General features: G+C 40.1%; 22 protein-coding genes. 13 read left to right on the top strand and 9 right to left on the bottom strand.

Annotated features, from left to right (window positions below; genetic code table 11):
* Positions 1-40 precede the first annotated feature (40 nt).
* Positions 41-2,221 carry an amidase family protein gene (locus MHZ95_RS07590; RefSeq protein WP_239390020.1) on the top strand — a complete coding sequence of 727 codons (2,181 nt, stop codon included), beginning with the start codon at positions 41-43 and terminating at the stop codon, positions 2,219-2,221.
* Positions 2,222-2,323: 102 nt separating this feature from the next.
* On the opposite strand, the gene MHZ95_RS07595 is transcribed toward MHZ95_RS07590, so the two are convergent.
* Both MHZ95_RS07595 and MHZ95_RS07600 read right to left on the bottom strand, forming a co-directional pair.
* Positions 2,324-3,079 (bottom strand): SDR family NAD(P)-dependent oxidoreductase, encoded by a 756-nt coding sequence (locus MHZ95_RS07595; protein WP_239390021.1) that lies wholly within the window; start codon positions 3,077-3,079, stop codon positions 2,324-2,326.
* Positions 3,080-3,108: 29 nt separating this feature from the next.
* Positions 3,109-3,843, bottom strand: a complete 735-nt coding sequence (locus MHZ95_RS07600) for a glucose 1-dehydrogenase (protein WP_239390022.1) — start codon at positions 3,841-3,843, stop codon at positions 3,109-3,111.
* A gap of 147 nt (positions 3,844-3,990) precedes the next feature.
* On the opposite strand from MHZ95_RS07600, the gene MHZ95_RS07605 reads away from it, so the two are divergent.
* From MHZ95_RS07605 to MHZ95_RS07615, 3 genes are all read left to right on the top strand, one after another.
* Positions 3,991-4,575 carry a TetR/AcrR family transcriptional regulator gene (locus MHZ95_RS07605; RefSeq protein WP_239390023.1) on the top strand — a complete coding sequence of 195 codons (585 nt, stop codon included), beginning with the start codon at positions 3,991-3,993 and terminating at the stop codon, positions 4,573-4,575.
* A gap of 243 nt (positions 4,576-4,818) precedes the next feature.
* Entirely contained in the window at positions 4,819-5,301 is a 483-nt protein-coding gene (locus MHZ95_RS07610) for a nucleoside deaminase (RefSeq protein WP_239390024.1), read from the top strand.
* Between the two features lie 18 nt (positions 5,302-5,319).
* Positions 5,320-5,730, top strand: a complete 411-nt coding sequence (locus MHZ95_RS07615) for a carboxymuconolactone decarboxylase family protein (RefSeq protein WP_239390025.1) — start codon at positions 5,320-5,322, stop codon at positions 5,728-5,730.
* Positions 5,731-5,756: 26 nt separating this feature from the next.
* Here the strand turns inward: MHZ95_RS07615 and MHZ95_RS07620 are convergent, their stop codons facing one another.
* The gene (locus MHZ95_RS07620; protein WP_239390026.1) at positions 5,757-6,743 is read right to left on the bottom strand and encodes an aromatic acid exporter family protein; all 987 of its coding nucleotides are present in this window, start codon (positions 6,741-6,743) and stop codon (positions 5,757-5,759) included.
* 191 nt (positions 6,744-6,934) lie between these two features.
* Between MHZ95_RS07620 and MHZ95_RS07625 the strand changes: the two genes are divergently transcribed.
* The 3 genes from MHZ95_RS07625 to argH all read left to right on the top strand — a co-directional run bounded on the left by MHZ95_RS07625 (position 6,935) and on the right by argH (position 11,382).
* On the top strand, positions 6,935-8,248 hold the full coding sequence (locus tag MHZ95_RS07625) for a helix-turn-helix domain-containing protein (protein WP_239390027.1): 1,314 nt from the start codon (positions 6,935-6,937) through the stop codon (positions 8,246-8,248).
* Between the two features lie 290 nt (positions 8,249-8,538).
* Entirely contained in the window at positions 8,539-10,053 is a 1,515-nt protein-coding gene (locus MHZ95_RS07630) for a Na+/H+ antiporter NhaC family protein (protein WP_239390279.1), read from the top strand.
* Positions 10,054-11,382 carry an argininosuccinate lyase gene (gene argH, locus MHZ95_RS07635; RefSeq protein ID WP_239390028.1) on the top strand — a complete coding sequence of 443 codons (1,329 nt, stop codon included), beginning with the start codon at positions 10,054-10,056 and terminating at the stop codon, positions 11,380-11,382.
* Positions 11,383-11,462: 80 nt separating this feature from the next.
* Here argH and MHZ95_RS07640 read toward each other — a convergent pair whose 3' ends face one another.
* Complete coding sequence (locus MHZ95_RS07640) at positions 11,463-12,089, bottom strand: hypothetical protein (protein WP_255726676.1); 627 nt, start codon at positions 12,087-12,089, stop codon at positions 11,463-11,465.
* 386 nt (positions 12,090-12,475) lie between these two features.
* Here MHZ95_RS07640 and MHZ95_RS07645 point away from each other — a divergent pair, with 386 nt between their 5' ends.
* The 5 genes from MHZ95_RS07645 (at position 12,476) to MHZ95_RS07665 (ending at position 17,056) form a co-directional block, all read left to right on the top strand.
* The gene (locus tag MHZ95_RS07645) at positions 12,476-13,741 is read left to right on the top strand and encodes an OFA family MFS transporter (RefSeq protein ID WP_239390030.1); all 1,266 of its coding nucleotides are present in this window, start codon (positions 12,476-12,478) and stop codon (positions 13,739-13,741) included.
* Between the two features lie 430 nt (positions 13,742-14,171).
* Positions 14,172-15,356 carry a sodium/glutamate symporter gene (gene gltS, locus MHZ95_RS07650; RefSeq protein ID WP_239390031.1) on the top strand — a complete coding sequence of 395 codons (1,185 nt, stop codon included), beginning with the start codon at positions 14,172-14,174 and terminating at the stop codon, positions 15,354-15,356.
* Between the two features lie 262 nt (positions 15,357-15,618).
* Entirely contained in the window at positions 15,619-16,071 is a 453-nt protein-coding gene (locus tag MHZ95_RS07655) for a MarR family winged helix-turn-helix transcriptional regulator (protein ID WP_239390032.1), read from the top strand.
* Positions 16,072-16,095: 24 nt separating this feature from the next.
* Entirely contained in the window at positions 16,096-16,623 is a 528-nt protein-coding gene (paiA, locus tag MHZ95_RS07660) for a spermidine/spermine N(1)-acetyltransferase (protein ID WP_239390033.1), read from the top strand.
* A 49-nt stretch (positions 16,624-16,672) separates the two neighbouring features.
* Positions 16,673-17,056 carry a VOC family protein gene (locus MHZ95_RS07665; RefSeq protein WP_239390034.1) on the top strand — a complete coding sequence of 128 codons (384 nt, stop codon included), beginning with the start codon at positions 16,673-16,675 and terminating at the stop codon, positions 17,054-17,056.
* Between the two features lie 36 nt (positions 17,057-17,092).
* Here MHZ95_RS07665 and MHZ95_RS07670 read toward each other — a convergent pair whose 3' ends face one another.
* Positions 17,093-18,007, bottom strand: coding sequence for an EamA family transporter (locus MHZ95_RS07670; RefSeq protein ID WP_239390035.1), 915 nt, complete (start codon positions 18,005-18,007; stop codon positions 17,093-17,095).
* A 201-nt stretch (positions 18,008-18,208) separates the two neighbouring features.
* Complete coding sequence (locus tag MHZ95_RS20860; RefSeq protein ID WP_255726657.1) at positions 18,209-18,331, bottom strand: hypothetical protein; 123 nt, start codon at positions 18,329-18,331, stop codon at positions 18,209-18,211.
* Positions 18,332-18,492: 161 nt separating this feature from the next.
* On the opposite strand from MHZ95_RS20860, the gene MHZ95_RS07675 reads away from it, so the two are divergent.
* Positions 18,493-18,768 (top strand): DUF2564 family protein, encoded by a 276-nt coding sequence (locus tag MHZ95_RS07675; RefSeq protein WP_239390036.1) that lies wholly within the window; start codon positions 18,493-18,495, stop codon positions 18,766-18,768.
* An 87-nt stretch (positions 18,769-18,855) separates the two neighbouring features.
* Here MHZ95_RS07675 and MHZ95_RS07680 read toward each other — a convergent pair whose 3' ends face one another.
* The 3 genes from MHZ95_RS07680 to MHZ95_RS07690 form a co-directional block, all read right to left on the bottom strand.
* Complete coding sequence (locus tag MHZ95_RS07680; protein ID WP_239390037.1) at positions 18,856-20,013, bottom strand: M20 metallopeptidase family protein; 1,158 nt, start codon at positions 20,011-20,013, stop codon at positions 18,856-18,858.
* Between the two features lie 24 nt (positions 20,014-20,037).
* Complete coding sequence (locus tag MHZ95_RS07685; RefSeq protein WP_239390038.1) at positions 20,038-21,453, bottom strand: YfcC family protein; 1,416 nt, start codon at positions 21,451-21,453, stop codon at positions 20,038-20,040.
* 620 nt (positions 21,454-22,073) lie between these two features.
* Positions 22,074-22,241 (bottom strand): hypothetical protein, encoded by a 168-nt coding sequence (locus MHZ95_RS07690; protein ID WP_239390039.1) that lies wholly within the window; start codon positions 22,239-22,241, stop codon positions 22,074-22,076.
* Positions 22,242-22,463: the final 222 nt, after the last annotated feature.

Below are 22,463 nucleotides of genomic sequence, written 5' to 3' on the forward strand. Positions count from 1 at the left end.
ATTTTATGTTGCATTAGATTTTGAGCAGGGAGGAAACATCATGTTGAAAGTAGTAAATCGTGTTATAACCTTGGTAGCCCTTATGGCAGTAATATTCGTGCTTCCAATGGCAAGTGTTTCTGCAGAAGAAACCAAATTTGATCCATTTGAAAAGAGTATTAAAGAAATTTCGGATGCTTTGGAAAGCAATCAAATTACTTCTGAGCAGTTGGTTATGTATTATCTAGAACGTATAAAAGCATATGACAAGCAAGGCCCTACGATTAATTCGTTTATTAACATGAATGAAGAAGCGATAGAGATTGCAAAGCAATTGGACGCAGAGAGACAAAGTAAAGGTGCAAGAAGTGTACTACATGGTATTCCAATCGTTGTTAAAGATAATTTTGACGTAAAAGGAATGCCTACAACAGCAGGTTCTGTTGCACTAAAGGAAGCTTATCCTGAAAAAGATGCTTTTATCATTCAGAAACTGAAGGATGCAGGAGCCATTATCATTGGAAAAACAAATATGTCAGAGTTCGCAGCATCATATGGACGATTAGGCTATAGCTCTTTGGGCGGTTTAACTTTGAATCCTTACAACCTTCGACGTGATGCTTCCGGTTCCAGCAGTGGAACTGCTGCGGCAGTCACAGCAAACTTCGGTGTATTTGGATTAGGGACGGATACATCTGGATCTGTTAGAGGACCCTCTCATGTTACGGGGTTAGTCGGGATCAGACCAACGCTCGGTTTAATAAGTCGGGATGGAGTCGTTCCGTCCTCGTTAAATTTCGATACACCTGGTCCAATGGCTAGGTCTGTAGAAGATGTAGCCATCGCATTGAGTTTCATGGCTGGAGTCGATGAGAAGGATGAACAAACACTAGCCGCAAAGGAACATATTGTTGAAGATTATAGTAAGTCTTTAGACAATACGGCCCTGAAAAATGCAAGAATTGGAGTAGCTGTTGACTTTTTTGGAGATAACGCTGAAGTGGATTCGATTACGAATGAGGCCTTGAAGAAAATGGAGGAAATGGGGACGGAAATTATCCCTGTATCTTTCTCAGAGACGACACAGTATTTGTGGACACCTATTATTGGGCCGATTAACGAAGCAAATTTTAAGGTTCAATTGGAGAAGTATTTAACACAGTTCCCAGAAAGTCAGCCAAAAACGCTAGAAGAAATCATCAAAATCAGTGAATTGCCAGAAGTTTTGAATTCAGCAACACCAGTTAATCCTGCGGGTCTGGAAGGGCTAAAAACGAATTTGAAACAAGCTCCATTTAAAGACACGCCAGAATACAATCAGTTAGTAACACAAGCTATACCTAAAGCTCGTGATGAAGTGCAATCCATAATGGAAAAGGAAAACTTGGATGCCATTGTTTTCCCAACAATGTCATGTCCTGCATCTCCAAGATTCGATCAGGAAGATCCGACCTACGTATGCGAAGCCTATGATACGTATGCCGCGGGTTATATAGCGTCGGCTACAGGGTTCCCTGAAATTACGGTTCCTGCCGGTGCCACGAAGGAAGAACTACCTGTTGGGATCTCTTTCTTGGGATTGGCATACAGTGAACAGTCACTATTGGATATCGCCTATTCATTTGAACAAGCAACCAATGCTAGAACGCTACCTAAAACAACGCCTAATTTTGAAATGGATGTTGAGGAAAAGCCAACGTTTAAAGATGTAAGTTCATATGTTGATGAAATTATGTATTTGGCAGACAAAGGAATTATTAAAGGTTATCCGGACGGAACATTTAAACCAAATAATCCAATTACACGCTTACAAGCGATACAAATGATTTTTAAAGAAAAGGGTATTGTCGACTTTTCCGACGTCATCGACCCGGGATTTGTTGATGTTTCACCTGGTGATCATGGATATGAGGAGATTGCCAAAGCTGCTGAATTAGGTATCATCAACGGTAAAACAAATGCGCAAGGCAAGAGGTATTTTGATCCGAACGGAAACTTAACCCGTGCACATGCGGCTGCAATCTTAGTGTCAGCTTATGATTTACAAGGAACCCATCCGACCGATTTTAAGGACGTTCCAAAAGAGTATTGGGCTCATGACTATGTTTCTGCATTGATATTAAATAATATTACGACTGGTTATACCAATGATCAATTTAAGCCAAATAGTACGATATCACGTCAACATTTTGCTGTGTTTATGGCCCGGTCTCTAGATGATCAGTTTAAGCCCACGAAGTAAAACTTTCTTCAGGAAAAAGGAAGATTAACAAAAAATTATAGTAAAGATTTAGGCTTCTCATAAGCAGTCCGGGCTTATGAGAAGCCTTTTGTACGTTCAATATTAGTGAAGCATTATTGAACCGCCGTCAACCATGATTGTTTGACCAGTAATATATTGAGAATCCTCAGAAGCTAAGAATACGGCAACACGCCCGATATCATTTTCTACATCACCAAAACGGCCCATTGGAATTTTACTTTTAACGCTTTCGTAGTATTCAGGCTGTGCTTTAGCCCATGCCTGTACACCTAGAGAGTTAGCGAGTGGACTGATTATGTTTACATTAATACCGAATCTGCCCCATTCGTTTGCTGCTACACGTGATACCCCACGAATCGCTTCTTTAGCAGCTGCATAAGCTGCTTGTGTTTCATGTCCCTCAAGACCCGCACCAGATGCAAAGTTAATGATATTTCCTTTGGATTCCTTCAAGTATGGCAGAGCAGCTTGCATTAAATAAAATGTCGGATAAAATCCAGTACCAAATGATAGATCTAAATCTGCTTGTGTTGTTTCTTCTATTGTTATTTGTTTAGAAGCATGAGCATTATTTACTAAAACATCTAATTTACCGTATTTATCAACAACTGTTTTAATAATTTGGCCAAGATTTTCTCGATCCATTAAATCAGCCTGAAGGAACATTGATTGTGGAGAAAAGGCTTGCAATTCCTTTTGCATTTCTTTACCGGTTCCTTCATTTAGGTCTACGATAGTTACGATTGCGCCTTCTTTTACCATCGCTTTCGCCATCCCACTGCCGATACCACCAGCACCACCAGTAATAATAACTACTTTATCTTGTAATTTACCCATTCTAAACATCCTCCTAAGTGATGCTTGCATTACATAGCTGTTAAGCCGCCATCAACAATGAATTCAGCTCCTGTTGAATAGCTTGAATCGTCTGAGGCTAAGTAAACCACTAAGCTTGAAACTTCTTCTGGTTGTGCAACACGTTTTAAAGGAATATGTTTAGAGAATTCTTCTACTGCCGCTTTTGTATCTTCTTGAACAACCATTGGGGTTGCGATAACTCCCGGGTGAATAGAGTTTACACGAATTCCGTAATGAGCGCCTTCGATTGCAGCTGCTTTTGTCATACCACGAACGGCGAATTTTGTATCTGTATAACCGATGGCACCAGCAACAATTCCATTCATTGATGAAATATTGACGATGGAACCACCGCCGGCTTTTTGCATGGATGGGATAACGGACTTCATACCTAAAAATACGGAAACTTGATTAATCTCGACGATACGGCGGTATTCTTCTTCTGTTACCTCTAATATTGATTTTGCCATAGTAATCCCAGCGTTGTTGACTAAAACATTTACTGGACCAAAGGTTTTTTCTGTTTCGGCTACGACCGTTGTCCAATCATCAGCACTTGTGACATTGTGTTTGACGAACAAAGCGTTTTCACCAAGTTCTGCTGCAAGGGCATTTCCTTTTTCATCATTTAAGTCTGTTAAAACGACTTTCGCGCCCTCTTCGATAAATTTCCGTGCATGTGATGCGCCCATCCCTTGAGCAGCACCAGTGATAATTGCAATTTTACCGTCTAAACGAGCCATGTTTTATTCCTCCTAGAAAAACTATGGTTGTATAATAAAATAAACTACATATGTAAATTAACAGATAATACAGGAGTTGTCCAATAAAAAGATTGATGTCATAATTAATATGTCTATTTTTTAATAAAGGGGGGATAACCATTACCTATGACAAAAAACGAAGATCGACGGACCATGAGGACACAAAAAAAATTAAAGCATGCGTTATTGGAATTGTTGAAAGAAAAGGAGTTAAACGAGCTCTCCATTACGGAGGTAGCGCAATATGCTCAATGTAACCGCGTCACCTTTTATTCGCATTATAGGGATTTACACGCTTTATTAGCTGCGATATTTGATGATTATTTAAATGACTTAATCACTTACTTTCGTAAAGGCTATCAAAATTTAGAGCGCTTTTCGTCAGCTAATGAGCACCGGCATCTCCCTCTTTTTGAATTTATCTATCAAAATCAATTCGTTTTTTCCCTCATTTTAAAAGGAGAAGTTGTTCCAGGATCGCAAAATCAATTTTGTGAATGCCTAGTACAAGTATCTAGCACCGAGCTAAGACTAGGTGAGACAACTGAAATTGAAATTCCTGCATTAAACCATTTCATGACATATGGAACCCTTGGCTTCTTTATGTATTGGATTCAGCAGGATTTCAAAGATTCTCCTGAAGTGATGGCGAAAAAATTATCGTATCTACAAAGCAAGATGTTTAAAGAGGCGATTGTTCTTGAAGAATGAAACAGGTGCTCGTGCGTCTCGGCTTTTAACTTGATTCAGCAGAAGTCCCCGACTTCCATAAGTGGCGGGGTGAATGTCAGAATGAATTTCAATCAGAGGGGGTTCAAAATCCTTGCTGATTCAAGTTAAGCCTCCGGCGGATGTCACAGATTTTGAAAGGAGTTAATTGAGCCTTGCTCAATTCAAAATCTGGACGCAATTACGCCAAGGCGTAATTGAATACAAATGGGGGAGGATGCAAATATGATAAATGATACAGATTTGAAGCACTTGCGACGTTGTGTTGAATTAGCACAAACTGCTCTGGAGAAAGGTGATGAGCCATTTGGTTCCGTACTGGTTTCGGCCGATGGAGAGGTGCTTTTTGAAGATCATAACCACGTGGCAGGCGGCGATCATACCCAACACCCTGAATTTGCGATAGCGCGCTGGGCAGCGACTAACATGGCACCAGAAGAAAGAAGCAAGGCGACCGTATATACCTCCGGCGAACATTGCCCGATGTGCGCTGCAGCTCACGGTTGGGTTGGTTTAGGCCGAATCGTTTATGCAAGTTCGTCTCAACAGTTAGCACAATGGTTGAGTGAAATGGGGGTTGCTCCGTCGCGCGTTCGGAATCTAGCCATTCAATATGTTATTCGTGATACCATAATAGATGGACCTGTTCCTGAACTAGCGGAGCAAGTATATCAACTTCATCGTCAATTCTACGCAAGGGGACGTTAAAACAAGGAGGATTTTAAAATGGCAAAAGATCGTTATCAACAAGGTTTAGAGAAGATAAAGGAACTTACATCATCAAGTGATGAAAATCCGACTGGCTTCATGGACATTGGAGAAGGATTTAAAGATATTGCGCCTGATTTAAGCAAATATGTTGTTGAATTTGCTTTCGGCGACATTTATTCACGTCCGGGATTGGATAACAAGCAAAAAGTTCTTACAACCATTACAGCCCTTGTTGCCCAAGGAAAACCGCAGATTGAGATGCATATCAAAACGGGGCTTAGTGTTGGTTTGAAACCAGAAGAGATAGTAGGTTGCATCATGCATCTCATCCCGTATACAGGATTCCCGAGTGTTCTCAATGCCTTAAAAGCTGCTCAAAAAGTGTTTGCAGAACAAGGTGTAAAAGTTACAACGCCGGATGAATGAATAGAAACGGGGACAGGTTCCTTGGCTTAGGAAGCCGTGAACTCTGTCCCCGTCGTGGTCATTCTATTAAAGATATTTTTCTTGATAATTAAGTAGTTCTTAATCTCGAAATTTAAATAATAGAGATTGGCTCTGATTTCAAATTCTTCTCTAGTCTTCGGTAATTCCGTTTCCCGTATGGACTCTTCGTATTCCTCTAATTGCTGCAATGCAATGGTAGTATCTCCTGAATCAACATGTTGACTGATATCCAGAAAGATAGTAGCGAGCATTCCTCTTTGTTTGACATCTAACACTGACGAAGAAATGATGCTGAGGATGACTGCCATCTGTTTGAGGATTTTCAGTTGATCTTCTCGCATTTCGAGATAATAATAATCTTTATTTTCCTTGCGTAACAGATGATTTTCTACATCTTGTATCGCAATATTTTTAGCCTGATTCAGGATATTTTCCACTTCGACTAATTCTTTTCCATCCCACTGTTGCTCACTATCTTTTAAAAATGTAGAGAACTGATGTAGGATAACGCTGAATTTATGTTCAATTTCTATTTTGTACTTTTCAATTTCCTTCTTAAAGCTCGGCATAATGCTATTTACGAGTAAGGCGATTCCGATTCCGATGAAAATGATATAGAGTTCATTCAATAAGTTTGCTAAGTTGGCTTCCTTCACTGCGTAAATATGCAAAATGACAACGATACTTGTCACAAGACCTTCCTGAATACGTAATTTTACAAGGGCTGGGACAAGCAATAAGATGAAGAGCGTTAAGATAATGGGATGATAGCCTAATACCTCAAAACAGACGGAGCCAAGTAGTAAAGATAATAGAGAGGCGAAAAATTTCTTCTGGATGGAGAGTAAGGTCTTTTTCTTTGTCTTCTCAATACACATAATGACGATGATGGCTGCAAATGATCCAAACTCCATGTCAAATAAACTCGTAATCCAAATTGCCAACCCTGCCCCGATTGCAGTCTTAATTGTCCGATATCCCATTCCAACCATAAGTATCACCCTGTTATTTTTTATACTTTCATTATAACCAAGTTCCTATGGAAAATCAGGGGAACATGAAAGCTACTTTATACTCTATAAGATTTTGGGAGATGCCCTATTCAATTTAGTATAATAGGGAATAGAAATTTGTAGAAAGTTACATATGAAAAAATAAGGTCAAAGGTAGGGGGTGTTTGTCCGTGTTTAGAGTAGGAATCATTGGGCCGCAGTCGACTGTGGATAGAATTATATATATTGCACGGGAATTTGAATTGGATGTAATTTTTTTATCGTATCCGTATAAAGTAGTGAAAGAAACAGAAAAGATTGTGAAACACAATGACAACAAGGTAGACCTATGGATTTTCTCAGGAAGGATTGCCTACAATATAGCTTGTCGGTCAGTAGAGAATAAAGAAAATAAAATTTATATTGATCATACCGAGGCTGGAATTTATAAAGGGTTATTGGAGTTTGCGCATGATATTGGTTCTTTTACAGATTATTTAAGTATAGACGAGATATCCAAAAGCCATTTGGAGAGCGCTTTGTATCAACTTAATATAAAAACTGAAAATATGTATGTAAAGACTTTTTCTGAAGAAACTTCCACCAAAGAGTTAGTTGAATTTCATAGTCAATTATGGAGAATGGGCAAGACGAAAGGAGCAATCACTTGCTTCGAAGAAGTGTATTTACAGCTTAAAGAAGCAGAGATCCCTGCATTTAGAATTTCGACGAGTGATATTGAAATTCGTCATACATTAAATATCCTGTCTGAAAAGATAAAGACTTTTTACTTTAAGGGATCTCAAGTTGCTGTTCAACTATTTGAAATGGCTCATTTGGAAGATCACTTCAAAAGTCCAAAGCAAACGTATCAATTGCAATATTTGGAGCTGAAATTTAAGGAGATTTTAATCAATTTAAGTGAATCTTTGAATGGCTCACTCATTGAAAAAGGGCTTGGAAGATATTTAATATTTAGTTCGCGTGGAGACAGTGAACGGGAACTACACAGCATTGAAGAGACTGTAAACAATTTGGTTTTGGAATCCGGATTGCAGGTAGGAGTAGGCATTGGATTTGGAGAAACGATTTATTCTGCAGAATTCAATGCCAATCATGCACTCAAGCAATCCAAAGAGAAATTTGGCTCTATCATTATTGCCCGAGAAAATGGTGAAGTTGTGGAAGTGAATAGCAAGCATTTAGAAGTTGCCGACTTTCCATACTTTAATGATGAAAATTTTATTGCCAAACTTAAAAACGAGAAAATAAATATGAAATTTTATATTGAAATTTTTGCTTTCACAAGGAATACAGGATTAAAGGATTTTACAGTCAAAGATGTATCCAGTCAACTATCCAAGGATGAAAGAAATACAAGACGCTTTATAGAAAGGTTATGTGAAGTGGGGTTGGCTGAATGGATAGGTATGGAAGAGTCCGCTACAAGAGGAAGACCAAGACGTGTTTATAAATTAACGAATCCATTAAATAAAATGAAGTAAGGCTGTATAGAGAGTTTCTCTAACAGCTTTTTTTTGTGAGTTAGATTGCCTTGATAGGATTGTTGTAATCCTATCAAGGCAATCTAACTAATCCTCTTCATAATTAAAATAGCAGTTATGAAATTGCTGTGGAAATAAAGTTAACTAAAAGTTTAAATAGTTCTTGCCTATCGAAAAGGCGTTAAGTACAATCATTTATAGGGTAAAGATTATGTATATACCCTTATATAAAGAGTTGTGTCATAAAATGGCTTATTATTTTTGAAAGGGAGGTTGGTTCTGTGGATCATATGGGTGTGATATCTTTAATTCCGCCTATTATTGCAGTTGTTCTTGCGATTGTTACAAAAAATGTGATTGTCTCATTATTCTCGGGCGTTTATATTGGAGTCCTCATTCTTGTAGGGGGTCGTCCCCTCGAAGCAACAATGGAAGTGATTGGGAACTACATATTTCCTCAAGTAGCGGATGGTTATAATGCTGCGGTGTTGGCTTTATTATTCTTTATTGGCGGATTTGTAGCGCTTATGGAAAAATCGGGCGGAGGGGCAGCGCTTGCTACGAATGCGATAAAACGTATTAATACCCGTGCTAAAGCACAAATATCAGCGTGGTTTGGTGGGATTATCATCTTTTTCTCCGATTTGGGAACTCCACTAATTGTAGGGCCAATTTTTGAAAAGATTTTTGATAAGGCGAAAATTTCCAGGGAAAAACTTGCGTGGATTATTGACTCAACGTCATCTCCTGTTGCGGTTTTAGTTCCATTCATTGGATGGGGCGTGTACATAATGGGACTTATCAAAAATGAGTTTGAATTGCTGAATATCCATACGTCTGAATTCAGTACGCTTATTCAAGTTATTCCATTTCAGTTCTATGCTATATTGGCGGTTTCGATGGTGCCACTTGTGGCTCTTACAAAACTTGACTTTGGACCGATGGCACGGGCGGAAAGAAGAGTACAGCAGACAGGTCAGTTATATTGGCCTTCATCAAAGCCTCTTAGAAAATTGGAAAGTGAGGAGGAGACCACTACTAATGGAAGAGCCATATTAATTTGGCTACCATTATTGGTATTGTTTATTACTTTATTCGGCTTATTAATTTCGTTCGGGTTCCCATTTGAACCGGTACCTGGAAATGATTTTAGAGTTTCTTTAAGCGCCGCCTATTTATTTGCCGCATTAACGATTCTCATCTTAATGATTTTTTACAAAGTCAAAAAGTTTGGCGAAGTGATTGATATCTATACGACTGGGATGCAGAAAATGGTGTATGTCGCAGTGACGCTTGTTCTTGCATGGTCACTCGGAAAAGTTATCAATGAAATGGGAACGGCAGAATTTATCGTGGAAGCCATGAAAGGAAATGTACCAGCCTTCATCGTTCCTGCAATTTTATTCTTAGTCGGTTCTGGGATGGCGCTTGCAGCCGGAACATCATGGGGAACATTTGCAATCATGCTTCCGATTGCCATTCCTATGGCAGTAGGTCTGGACGCTCATCTATTAGTTTGCATAGGAGCAGTTCTATCGGGCGGTATATTCGGTGACCATAGTTCACCCATTTCCGATACGACAATCTTGTCATCGACAGGGGCCGGGGCTGATCATATTGACCACGTGAAAACACAGTTTCCATATGCAGTCCTGAACGCAACTATTGCGTTCATCGGGTATGTTATAGCAGGGATTACAGGAAGCGCATTTACTGTAATCCTAACAATAGGGATACTCATTATAACTATTTTCTTGTTGTCTAAAATACACTCAAAAAAGCATGACGAAAGGGTTGAAGTATAAGTGAAACTTTGGGGTGGCCGATTCACTGAACGTGAAGATGAAATCATGGAGAAATTCAATACATCTTTACCGGTGGACAATAGACTCTATCGTGAAGATATTACAGGAAGTATTGCACATGTGAAAATGCTTCAGGAATGTGGATTATTGACAGACGCTGAAGGAGAAACGCTGATTAGTGGTCTTGAATCGATTCTGAATGATATCGAGTCGGGCGAATTGAAAGTGGAAGGTGGATATGAAGATATCCATTCTTTTGTGGAAATGAATTTAACGAAAAGAATTGGTGACACAGGCAAGAAACTTCATACGGCTAGAAGTAGAAACGATCAAGTGGCAGTAGATATGAGACTGTATGCAAAAAATAAAGCCGGAGAAGTAGTAAATTCTCTACAGCAATTGATTGATTCGTTGAATAAAAAAGCGACGAACAATAATGTAATCATGCCTGGGTATACTCATTTGCAACGGGCACAAGTTGTCACATTCAGCCATCATCTCGGTGCGTATGTCCAAATGTTCAGCCGAGATAAAAAGAGAGTCCAAAATGCCATTACTATTTTGGATGAAAATCCGTTAGGCTGCGGTGCATTGGCAGGTACTACGCATAACATCGACCGCCAAATAACAACTGATCTTTTAGGATTTTCCAAATCAGTCGACAACTATTTAGATGGAGTCAGTGATCGGGATTATTTACTTGAGCTTATGTCCAACTTTTCAATTATGATGATGCATATGAGCCGGCTAAGTGAGGAACTTATTCTTTGGAGCAGCCAAGAGTTCCGTTTCATTGAAATGGATGAAGCATACTCAACAGGTAGCAGCATCATGCCGCAAAAGAAGAACCCGGATGCAGCTGAACTGATCAGAGGGAAGACGGGCAGAGTATATGGTTCTCTTTTTGCCTTTTTGACGACATTGAAAGGTTTGCCGCTTACTTATAACAAAGACATGCAAGAAGACAAAGAACAGTTTTTCGATGCCATTGATACTGTGATCGATTGTCTTGAAATCATGTCGAAAATGATCGAAACATTGCATGTGAAAGAAGAAAATATGAAAGCGGCCATTAAAGCGGGATTCTTGAATGCCACTGAAGTCGCCGACTATTTAGTGAGTAAAGGAACGGCGTTTAGGGATGCCCATGAAATCGTTGGAAAGCTAATCATTTATTGTGAAGAGGAAGGAAAGGCGATAGAGGATTTAACGATTGAAGAACTGGCAAAGTTCAGTGGCGACATTACAGATGATATTTATGAATATATAGATTATGAAAATATCTTGAACAAAGGGAATAAAAAACTGATCAAGCAGATTAAAAAATGAGGCCGATATTATATGGCTGATATGAGACCTGTCACTATACTTAGCGCCAGGTCTCATATCAGTAAAATGTTGGTTGATGATCAGTCGCATCTATACTTGAAAGTAGGCTCGGTCTGAATGTAAAAAGCATTTCTTACTTGTGCACACCAATTGGCAAAGGCGGATCTCCATTCAGGTGTTTTAAAAAATTGATCGACCGTTTGCGTATCGGAATGCCAAACGATAAAGAGGTTGAGTGGAGCAATGCCGCCAGCCCAAATGCCATTATTTGCGTCAGTATCTTCTTCCCTTACTAATAATAAGGGGAGGCCGAATTGATAAGCCATTGAAGGTTCCACTTGTGAATAAACGGACCCTTGCCAGACGGGAGTTGTTGGTAAAGGTGTTGGCGGGGTAGTTTGTTCATTAAGCTCAACGGTCTGAACTTTAAAACGGCGAAGGTTTACGGCCAACATCCCATAGCTTGAAGAAACTAAGCGACGAATATCCGTTAAAATAGCTTCGGGATAACTTTCACTTAAAGGCAATGTACGCGGAAAAAGCAATGCATTCTCAATTTCTAAAATGAGCCGGTTGAGAAACCTTCGTTGCTTGTCATTTAAATGCGTTGTCGTACTTAAAAATATAGGAACACGATAGGCACGGTCAATGCACTCTTGATGTGCTGGACCTAATTTTGTTTCATCCCTGCGTGAAGAGTTATACATATCATTATTCACTTTCTCACCTCCTTTTTTAGTATATGGAAAAGGAATAAGTGAGATTGGACATAGCCGTTAGGTATCGTAAGTTAGTGAACAACTTTCAGTTTTGCATGATAGTGATTATATGCGAATAGTACAGGTCAAAAACCCTCTCGTTAATCAAAGAGAGGGTTTTTGGCCTTTATCATATATTTATCATTCAATATTCCTATGCTTTTATGTGCAAAGATGAAATAGGATAACTTCATTAATTTTCGTAAATGGAATGATTTATTTAGATGATTAACTGGAATTATGTTTGTTTTTGATTTAAAATCGAACCATATATAAATTGTTTATAATAACATTCGCCTTTTTGCTTGGATCGAATATGAAAAAGGAGTTATCACGTGAGGAAATTAGAGAATAAGTGGATACGTGCTGTTATTCCGGCGTTATTCATTCACTGTAGTATTGGTACAGTTTATTGTTGGTCATTGTTCAAGAACGATATTGCCTCTTACATCGGAAAACCGATTGGTGAAGTGGAGTGGGCATTTAGTTTAGCTATTTTTGTCCTTGGTATGTCTGCGGCTTTTGGCGGAAGATTTGTTGAGAAAGATATTCAGAAGTCCTCCCAGCTGGCGGCTTTATTTTTTGTCGTTGGGATGGCAGGAACGGGCTTCTTTATTTATCAAAAGTCATTGATCGGTATTTATATTTCCTATGGGATTGTGATGGGGATTGGATTGGGGATCGGTTATTTAACACCGGTTAAAACATTGATGCTTTGGTTTGGGAAGCAAAAAGGGTTGGCAACCGGCTTTGCTGTTGCGGGTTTTGGCTTAGCGAAGGTAATTGCCAGTCCCTTAATGGAATCCCTACTTGGAGCAAGAAATAGTGATGGAAATTTAGTAAACGCAACAAATATCTATACCATGTTTTATCTGTTAGCAGGTATCTATTTGGTGATGATGTTGATTGGCCATTTGTTATTAAAGAAGCCAGCCGGGTATGAAGAAGAAAGTGTACAAAGCACGAGCTTCAGTTATAGAAAGGTGTTAACTAATAAAACATTTATCGGCATTTGGCTGATGTTTTATATTAATATTACATGCGGATTGGCTTTAATATCCCAAGAAAAAGGTATTTTAGCGTTCATTGGGTTTGGGGCGATTGGTTTAGTCAGTTCGTTGACAGCTGTTTTTAATGCCGGCGGCCGCATCCTTTTCTCTTCATGGGGCGACCGATTACAAGACCGTAACTCCATCTATAAAATCATTTTCATCTCATCGATTACAGCTCTTCTATTAACCGTTGTGCTTGATGGAATTAATAACTCCAGCGCGATCCTGATTATACTTTTACTTTGTGTCGTCAATGCAGGGTACGGCGGAGGTTTTTCTTCTTTACCGCCATTATTGGCTGACCGCTTCAGTTTAAATAGTATTTCGACTGTACATGGGTTAGCTTTGTCTGCTTGGGCATTCGCAGGACTGACAGGCAACCAGCTCAGCACGTTTATTCTAGAAAAGACACAATCGTATGACATGATGTTATATGTCATTATGGCTTTCTTCATGATTGCCACTCTAATTAGTCAGTTCGTTGTTAAACCTGATCCAGTAAACTTGGAAAGTGAAGAAATGGTAGCGAATGAAGTCATTGTAAAATAAAAGTAGAAATTCCACTCTTATTTAGATGCAATCTGTAGGTAATGAAGACCACCTAGAACGTTGATAAGATAACGATTTAGGTGGTTTAGTCTTTTGTATTATGTAAATTATCAAATCAAGTTGAACAAAAGAGTGAAATTCACAGTTTTTTTTTTAATATAACTGGAAATGTCGGATTTTGTCGGATTTAGTAAGTCTCCCTTAAAATGAAAAGATAACATTGTTTACTAGTCATGAAAGCGTTTACTAAGATATATCGAATTTTTACCGTGTGAATACTAGGATTTATTGTTGGAGTATGAGAATAGTTTCCTTGTGCACCGTTATTATTTTAAGGTGAGCCAAGATCTTGATGAAAAAGGTTGAACGGTTCGTCTGAGGGGAACTTCATTAATGAAGTGGTAAAGGTTTTTTAGAAAGGTGAAGATATATGATTGAACTCAACCAGATTACAACTTTGTTTCTTGCAGTAGCTCTCTATCTGCTGGGAATGGCATTGGTAAACCGGATCGGATTCCTTAACCGGTTCCTGATACCGGCGCCTGTCGTCGGCGGTTTGATATTTGCCATTTTAGCGCTCGTGTTGAAAACGACGGGGATTGTCGAGATTAAATTGGATACATCTTTGCAGTCGCTGTTCATGATCGCCTTCTTTACGACGGTTGGCCTAGGGGCAAGCTTCAAGCTCATTAAACTGGGTGGGAAGCTCTTAGTCATCTACTTGCTTTTATGTGGCGTCACGGTGTTCTTACAGAACGTCATTGGCGTTTCGTTTGCTCAATTGTTTGGAATTGACCCACTGTTGGGTGTCATGGCCGGAGCAGTTTCGATGAACGGAGGACATGGCGGTGCTGCAGCATATGGACAGACGATTGAAGGCTTGGGCGTTTCCTCAGCTTTGACGATTGGCATGGCTGCTGCCACACTTGGTCTAATTTGCGGTAGCCTTACGGGCGGCCCAGTTGCGCGGTATCTGATTAAGAAACACGACTTAAAGCCGGCATCGGGTGAAATAGAGGAGTATGTAGAGAAAGATGAGAAGCCGATTCAAGAGCGTTCGTTCATGATCCAGGTCGCCCTCATCACGTTCTCCATGGCAGTGGGAACGTATCTTGGTGATTTGTTTACGAATGTGACCGGCTTCGTCCTGCCGTCCTATATCGGGGCGATGTTCGTGGCGGTCATTGTCCGGAATCTTGCCGACCGATTTATAAAAGGCACGGTGAACATGAAGGAAATCAACTTAATCGGTGACATTTCGCTTGCAATCTTTCTCTCGATGGCACTGATGAGCATCAAGCTGTGGGAAGTTGCAGATCTCGCTCTACCGCTCATCGGCATTATACTCATTCAAGTGATCGTCATCGTCTTGTATGCCATCTTTGTGATGTTCAGAATGCTTGGCAAGGACTACGATGCGGCTGTCATGATCTCCGGATTCTTAGGTCATGGGCTGGGTGCAACACCGAACGCAATGGCGAACATGTCAGCAACGGTGAGCAAGTATGGTCCTTCTCGCACGGCGTTCTTGGTCGTGCCAATTGTCGGTGCATTTCTGATTGACGTTGTATTTAGCGCGCCAATCATTATCGCGACCATCAACTTGTTCAAGTGAGTTACTGGAATGACTGTTTCCAGATGAACAATCTACGATATAATACAAAAAAGCTTCTAGCCCTTGTCTATCGGCTGGAAGCTTTTTGTATAGGAAAGGATGAGGGTGTAGGGGTGGAATTGATTCGGGCTGCTCTTCAATAGCCGTTTTACACGACCAATTCCATAGATTTTTGTGGTTAATTTTTGTTGTAAATACAACAAAATGGTTTATAATAATCAATAAGTATTTGTGAATATAACAAATGGGTGGAGATGCGCTTATGAAGGAAATTCTACGTGAAATTGGAATGATAGCGAGGGCATTGGATTCGATCAGTAATATAGAATTTCAAGAATATGATCTGACAAAAGGGCAGTATTTATACCTTGTGCGAATTTGTGAAAACCCAGGCATCATTCAAGGAAAGTTAGCTGAGTTGATCAAAGTAGATCGGACAACAACAGCTCATGCGATTAAAAAACTTGAAAGGAATGGGTTGATTGAAAAGAGAGAGGATGAACACAATAAAAAAATTAAGAAACTCTTTGCAACAGAGAAAGGGGAAAATATTTATCCCTATATCAAGAGAGAAAATGATCATTCCAATAGCGTGGCATTAGAAGGGTTTTCTGAAAGTGAAATCGAAACCGTTTTTCATCTGCTGCAAAGAGTCAGAAAGAATGTTGAAAAAGATTGGGAACACGTGAAAAAGGGGAACAAGCGAGATTATTGACCGGCTAAAGGAGCGACGTATAACATGACGACAACGATAAAAAAGTGTACTCTCGAAGATTTGCCAGACCTTCAGAAAATTAGTTATGAAACTTTCGATGAGACATTTAAGCATCAAAATTCACCCGAAAATATGAAGGCGTATTTGGAAAGGGCATTTGACTTTAAACAATTAGAAAAGGAATTATTAACGACTGCTTCGCAATTCTTTTTTGTTTATGTTAATAATGAATTGGCTGGTTACTTAAAGGTTAATATGGAGGATGCGCAGTCCGAAGAAATGGGGGATGAGTCATTTGAAATTGAAAGAATTTATATAAAGAGCGCGTTTCAAAAACATGGGCTTGGCAAATATCTACTCCATAAAGCGCTGGAAATTGCAGCGGAAAATAATAAGAAGAAAATTTGGTTAGGCGTGTGGGAAAAAAATGAAAATGCCATTGCGTTTTATGAGAAAATGGGGTTTGTTCAAACGGGAGCGCACTCTTTTTATATGGGGGATGAAGAACAAATAGATTTTATAATGACCAAAACACTCATACAATTTGTTTGAATGGTGAAGCCTGTGATGCAACGCCAGTTTGATGAGGAGGAAAAGCGGTATGAAAATCATTGTGACGAGTCTATTCGTAGACGATCAGGACAAGGCATTGGGATTTTATTCGAAAACGTTAGGCTTCGTTAAAAAGCATGACGTTCCTATGGGAGAATTCAGGTGGATCACGCTTGTATCTCCGGATGATCCGGAAGGTACTGAGCTATTGCTTGAACCGAATCAACACCCAGCCGCCAAGGAGTATCAACAGAAGATATTTTCCGAAGGCATCCCCGCAACGATGTTTGGCGTGGCGGATATTCAAGCGGAGTATAAACGATTACGGGAACTCGGCGTGAAGTTTACGATGGAGCCCACTACAATGGGCGAAATGACACTGGCAGTCTTCGACGATACATGTGGCAACCTGATTCAAATCGCACAGCAGTAACCGATCAATAGAGCCATCACGCGTGGACGTGATGGCTTATGGTTTGGTTGAGGGATTGGAATGCCTTCGTATTCGGAAAAGGTTTGAACCGACTTCATTAAAGGCAATCGCCGCCAGTATAATGGCGGTGCCGAACCACTGCAGAGGCGTTACCGTTTCCGACAAAATGATGCTGGCCGAAACGATGGCGATCGGTAATTCAATGGATGTTAATATATTGGCAATTCCGCCCGAAATTAAAGGTGCACCTGCGGCAAAAAATAAGGGTGGAAGCACTGCCCCAAATAGAGAAACCCCCATCGCAGTCGTTAACAACGTATTCTCCAAAGGTAGTACAGTCGGGATATCGCGCATGAATAGGATCAGCACTAAAATGGTCGACCCCGTTGCCATGAACGAACTTCGAATCCATGGATTCACGTTGACAGCGACCTTGCCGCTGAAAAAAATAAATCCTGCATACGTGAATGCGGATAAAATCCCAAAAATGATCCCTTTCAGAGGCAGACCTTGGATTTCTCCATTTAAAATATTTGAAGAAAAAAAGACCCCCACTAAAATGAGAAGGATGGACAATACGGTGATCGGCGCAGGTTTGATTTTATTGAAGATCCATTCCAACAGAATGCCGATCCAAACAAATTGAAACAATAAAATGATGGCCAATGATGCAGGTAAATATTGCAACGAACCATAATAAAAAATACTGGTTAAACCGACAAAACAACCGGTCATCATAATTTGAAGCACATTTTTCTTTGTCAGCCCATCAAAACGGGAGCGCTTAATGAGCGCTAAAGACCATAATAAAACAAATGAGATGATCATTTGAACGATATTGATTTGTCCAAGTGAATAGCCGTAACTAAATCCTAATTTTGCAAATATCGGTGTGAAGCCAAAAAAAGAAGCGCCTATTAATACAAGTAAAATACCTTTGTTTAATTTCATTAAAAGACCCCCTTGCTACTAAACCCTAACAAGATGATAATACGCGGATTCTATGTAATCCTTGCCCATGAGATAGCGCCTTTTAGTTAAGGATTTGGACAGGACTACCAAATATAATTATAAGGAATTTTTTTATGCATGAATAGTCTTGAAATTTTAGTTTGCATAAAAAAACACCAGCCCCTTGAATGGCTGGTGTTTTTAGCTTACTTCATTCTGAAGTTCTTTGTATAAAGCATAAGCCTTTTTTTCGGCTAAGTGCTCATCCTTGTCATAAATGGTAATCAGTTTTTTGCCGATAATAAAATTCCATTGTCTTGTCATGTAGTTGCCTCCTTTGTAAATTACCTTCTATGTATACCACTTCTTAGTTATTTATAAACATATGATGACAAATGGACAGCAGTCTGCGCATACTTTTAAGATAATTTACAATACTAAGCTCGCCGTAACTTATCTTATTTACAGAAAGGGAAGAGGCATACATGGCGAAGCGTTCAGAAATGAGTTGGAAAAAGGATAATCCGAATACTTTTTTAAGCAACTCCGTCGAAAAGGCAAACCGTTCCGTGAAGCAAGCGATGTCACATCCAGAAGAGATGGCAGTTGAGCATGCATTCAACTCCATCGCGCGTGCGGAAAAGGCGTTTTCCAATGCAGAGCAACACGGGGAGCAAAAGGATAACATTCAATTAAACAAAGAGCAGTTGGACTCGATGAAGCAACAATTGAACGAAGTCAATCGAATCGTGGAGGAGTAGTCAGCGAGAACAGTCCTCCGGGATCCGGTCGTCTAAACAAAAAACAGGAGAACGCCAAGTATGCAAGGCGTTCTCCTGTTTTCTTTTTCATGCATTCAAAGCCAATTGAATCATAAGTTCAATGCCGGCAGGAATGGCTTTTTCGTCTAGATCGAACTTTGGATGATGATGAGGGTATGCGCTAATTTCGCTTTGCATACCAACGTTAATGAATGCCCCTGTTTTTTCTTTTAAATAAAAGGCATAGTCTTCTGCGCCCATCACGGGATTTAAAGGCAAGAATACATCGTCACCGAAGGTTTGCTCGATAACCCCTTTTGCAAATTCACATGCTTCAGGGTGATTGTAGAGCGGCGGTGTACCTTCGATAAAGTGATAATGTCCTTTTGCACCAAAGCTAGCACAAATGGATTCCGTGAGCTGTGCTGTTTTTTCATTCATAAGTTCGGCTCCTTCGAACGTCAAGGCTCGAATGGTTCCTTGCATTGTCACTGAATGAGGAATGACGTTATAGGAATTGCCGGCTTGCATGCCCCCAAAAGAAATGACACCTGCATGCAAAGGATTTAAATTTCGGCTGACAATCGATTGGAATGCCTGGATCAGATGGGTTGCGATATAAATCGGATCAACGGAATCGTGTGGGTAGCCAGCATGACCGCCTTTACCTTCAATCGTGATGTCAAAGTCATCACTGGAAGCCATGGCATAGCCTGTTGCAAACCCAATTTTGCCAAGGGGGACATCGGACATATAATGGATGCCATAGATGGCGTCGACGCCGTCCAAAACCCCTTCTTTGACCAATTGTTTGGCTCCGCTGGGTGAGGCTTCTTCAGAACTTTGGAAGATAAAGACGATATTGTTTTTGACAGCTTGTGGATGCATGCTCATCCATTTGGCTACCGCCAATAAAGTCGCTGTGTGCCCGTCATGACCGCAACCGTGCATAACGCCCGGTACGGTTGACAGATAAGGCTTGTCGCCTTCTTCATGAAGGGGAAGGGCGTCCATATCCGCTCTCAGTGCGATCGTTTTAGTTCCTTCAGTGCCTTTAAAATAAGCTATAACATTTGGTGCGGAATATTTTTGATCGACAGGGATACCGAATTCGGCTAGTTTTTCTTTTACATAAGCAGCCGTTTCATATTCTTGTCCTGATAATTCAGGATGCATATGGAAATGCCTGCGCTGCTCAATTGTCCAAGCGATTAAATCTGTATCTACAAGTTTTGTTTGAAACATCGTAAAGCCTCCGAAAAACATTTTTTAAAAAGGACCATATTGAATGGCCTGCGCAATAATTAAGAAAACAATACTGATCACGATTTGAATGAATATAAAAGGGAGCACCCATTTAATCCATTTGGTAAAAGGAATACCGGCAACCGCAAGTCCGGCAAGCAAAACACCGGATGTCGGGAAAATGGAATTGGATATGCCGTCTCCGAGCTGGAATGCGAGTACTGCGGTCTGTCTTGTCACGCCAACGAGATCGGCCAAAGGTGCCATGATCGGCATCGTAAGCGCTGCTTGTCCGCTTCCTGATGGGACGAGGAAGTTCAGGAAAAGTTGTAAGAAAAACATACCGATGGCGTTCAAGATCGGTGAAAGCTGACTTAGAAAACTGGCAGAGAAATATAAAATAGAATCAACCAGTTTTCCATCCTGGAACACAATTAGAATGGCCTGCGCAAAACCGATGATGAGTGCACCGCTGATGACCTCTTTTGTTCCATCGATGAAGCGATCTGCAATTTCATTCGGTTTTAGCTTACCCACAATCCCGATCAGAATGCCAAAGAGGAGGAATAAGGCTGCAATTTCGGTGATATACCATCCAAATTTAACGACACCAATGATCAAAAAGACAAAGTTGAATAAAAAAGTAGTCAGCACCCATTTATGCCGAGTGGATAGCTTTGTATTGGTTTGGAATTCAACTTTTGTTCCTTCTTGAAAGTTTCCTAAAAACTTTAGCTCAGGATTGGCTTTCAATTTTTGGGCATAGCGGTAAACGTACAGGACACCGGCAATGTAAAGCGTAACGAATAGAATTAATCTGAGCCCCATGCCTGAAAATGTAGGCAATTCGGCAATACTTTGTGCAACTCCCACATTAAATGGGTTTAACACGGCGCTCATAAACCCGATCGTTGCGCCAAGTGACACAATGGCATACCCAACAATGGCATCTAATCCTAATGCAATCGCTAATGGGGTAATGATGGCAATATAGACGATGGTTTCTTCGGCCAATCCCATCAAAGTACCAGCTACCGCAAAAAATAGCATAATAACAGGAATAAGCAATAATTCTTTATTGGCCAGTTTACTTGTTAAATTACCAATTAATGCATCCAAGGCGCCTGTTGCTTTTAATATCCCAAAAGCACCCCCAACGATTAAAACAAAGAAAATAATTCCGGCACCATTGATCATGCCGGCATGAATACTTGTGAAAATATGAAAGAAGCCAACTGGAGATTGCTCGATCAGCTCAAATGAATCAGGGACGACCACTGTCCGTCCGTCTTTTTCGAGTCGCTCGTATTCACCAGCCGGCATGATGTATGTCAAAATCATGGAAATGACGACGACAAAGAAAAGTAAGACAAATGCGTTAATATCGAAAGTTTTCTTTCCTTTATGTGAATCTTGATGTTCTAGCTTGTCCTGTTGCATGTCATAAACTCCCTTATTACGATACAAAGTGTTAAAGGTAGCGTATTTTTATTCAATTGATTGTAAGGTATATACTTAGTTTAAGCAAGAGATTTTGGAGTTGGCAGAAGTGTGATAATGATCGAAATCATGTATAAAATCAAATAAATAAAAGGCTATCCCATAAGTTTTAGGATGCTTTATCTTTATCCGACAGAAGACTCCCACTTCAATCGTGTGCAGGGTGTAGCCCAACGATAAGCGGGAGATGAATGTCGGTTAGCAATAGCTAAAAGTGTCGCACAATTAGAACATATGTGCTATAATGAACTTGTACAGATTGCTCTTTGAAAACTGAAGATACGAGGTTGTGACAGGAAATACGTCTGTCACGTAAAATCTTCAACGTTCCAATCGCCCCGTCTAGCCGAAAAGTGAAAACCAAGCAGTACGTTAGACGGTTGAGTTCAACGTACAAAACTTTCAAGTTCTCACCGTAGGGACTACGGGTAGAGCCTGCTAAAATAACTAGGCGTTTGTCTGGTGTTCGCAGGAATCTCCCACTTCTTCTATAAGTGGGAGTAGTTCAAGGAATAGCCATTTATTCAGAAGATATCGTGGTAATTAGGGAAGATTTCAGATTAAGAATGCCGTTTCTCTTTTTTCACCGACAAAATTGCCACTGTTGCTCCGAATTCACCTCGAATGACTTTTCGGGCACCCACGGCGTTTCTTGCGGTGACTTGCTTGATTTTCTTTGTTCCTTCCAGTTCCATTTCCACAAGGAAACACTTTGACCCGCACATCATAGGAATCCCTCATTTCTACAGTTATCGCTTTATTTCCTTTATTGTAAGCCAAGTTCCCTGTGACGGGAAATAATTAGCGATGCCGACTGCGTATCATTCATCTCATTGTTATAATAAGAGAGTGTCCAAGCTGAACGTTGCTTTGGACACTCTCTTTTACGTATAGAATAAGCATTTTTGAATGGATATAGATGATAACTACTAGTCAGGGAGTTGGAAGTG

It is taken from the genome of Sporosarcina sp. ACRSM (assembly GCF_022346545.1).
GTDB lineage: Bacteria > Bacillota > Bacilli > Bacillales_A > Planococcaceae > Sporosarcina.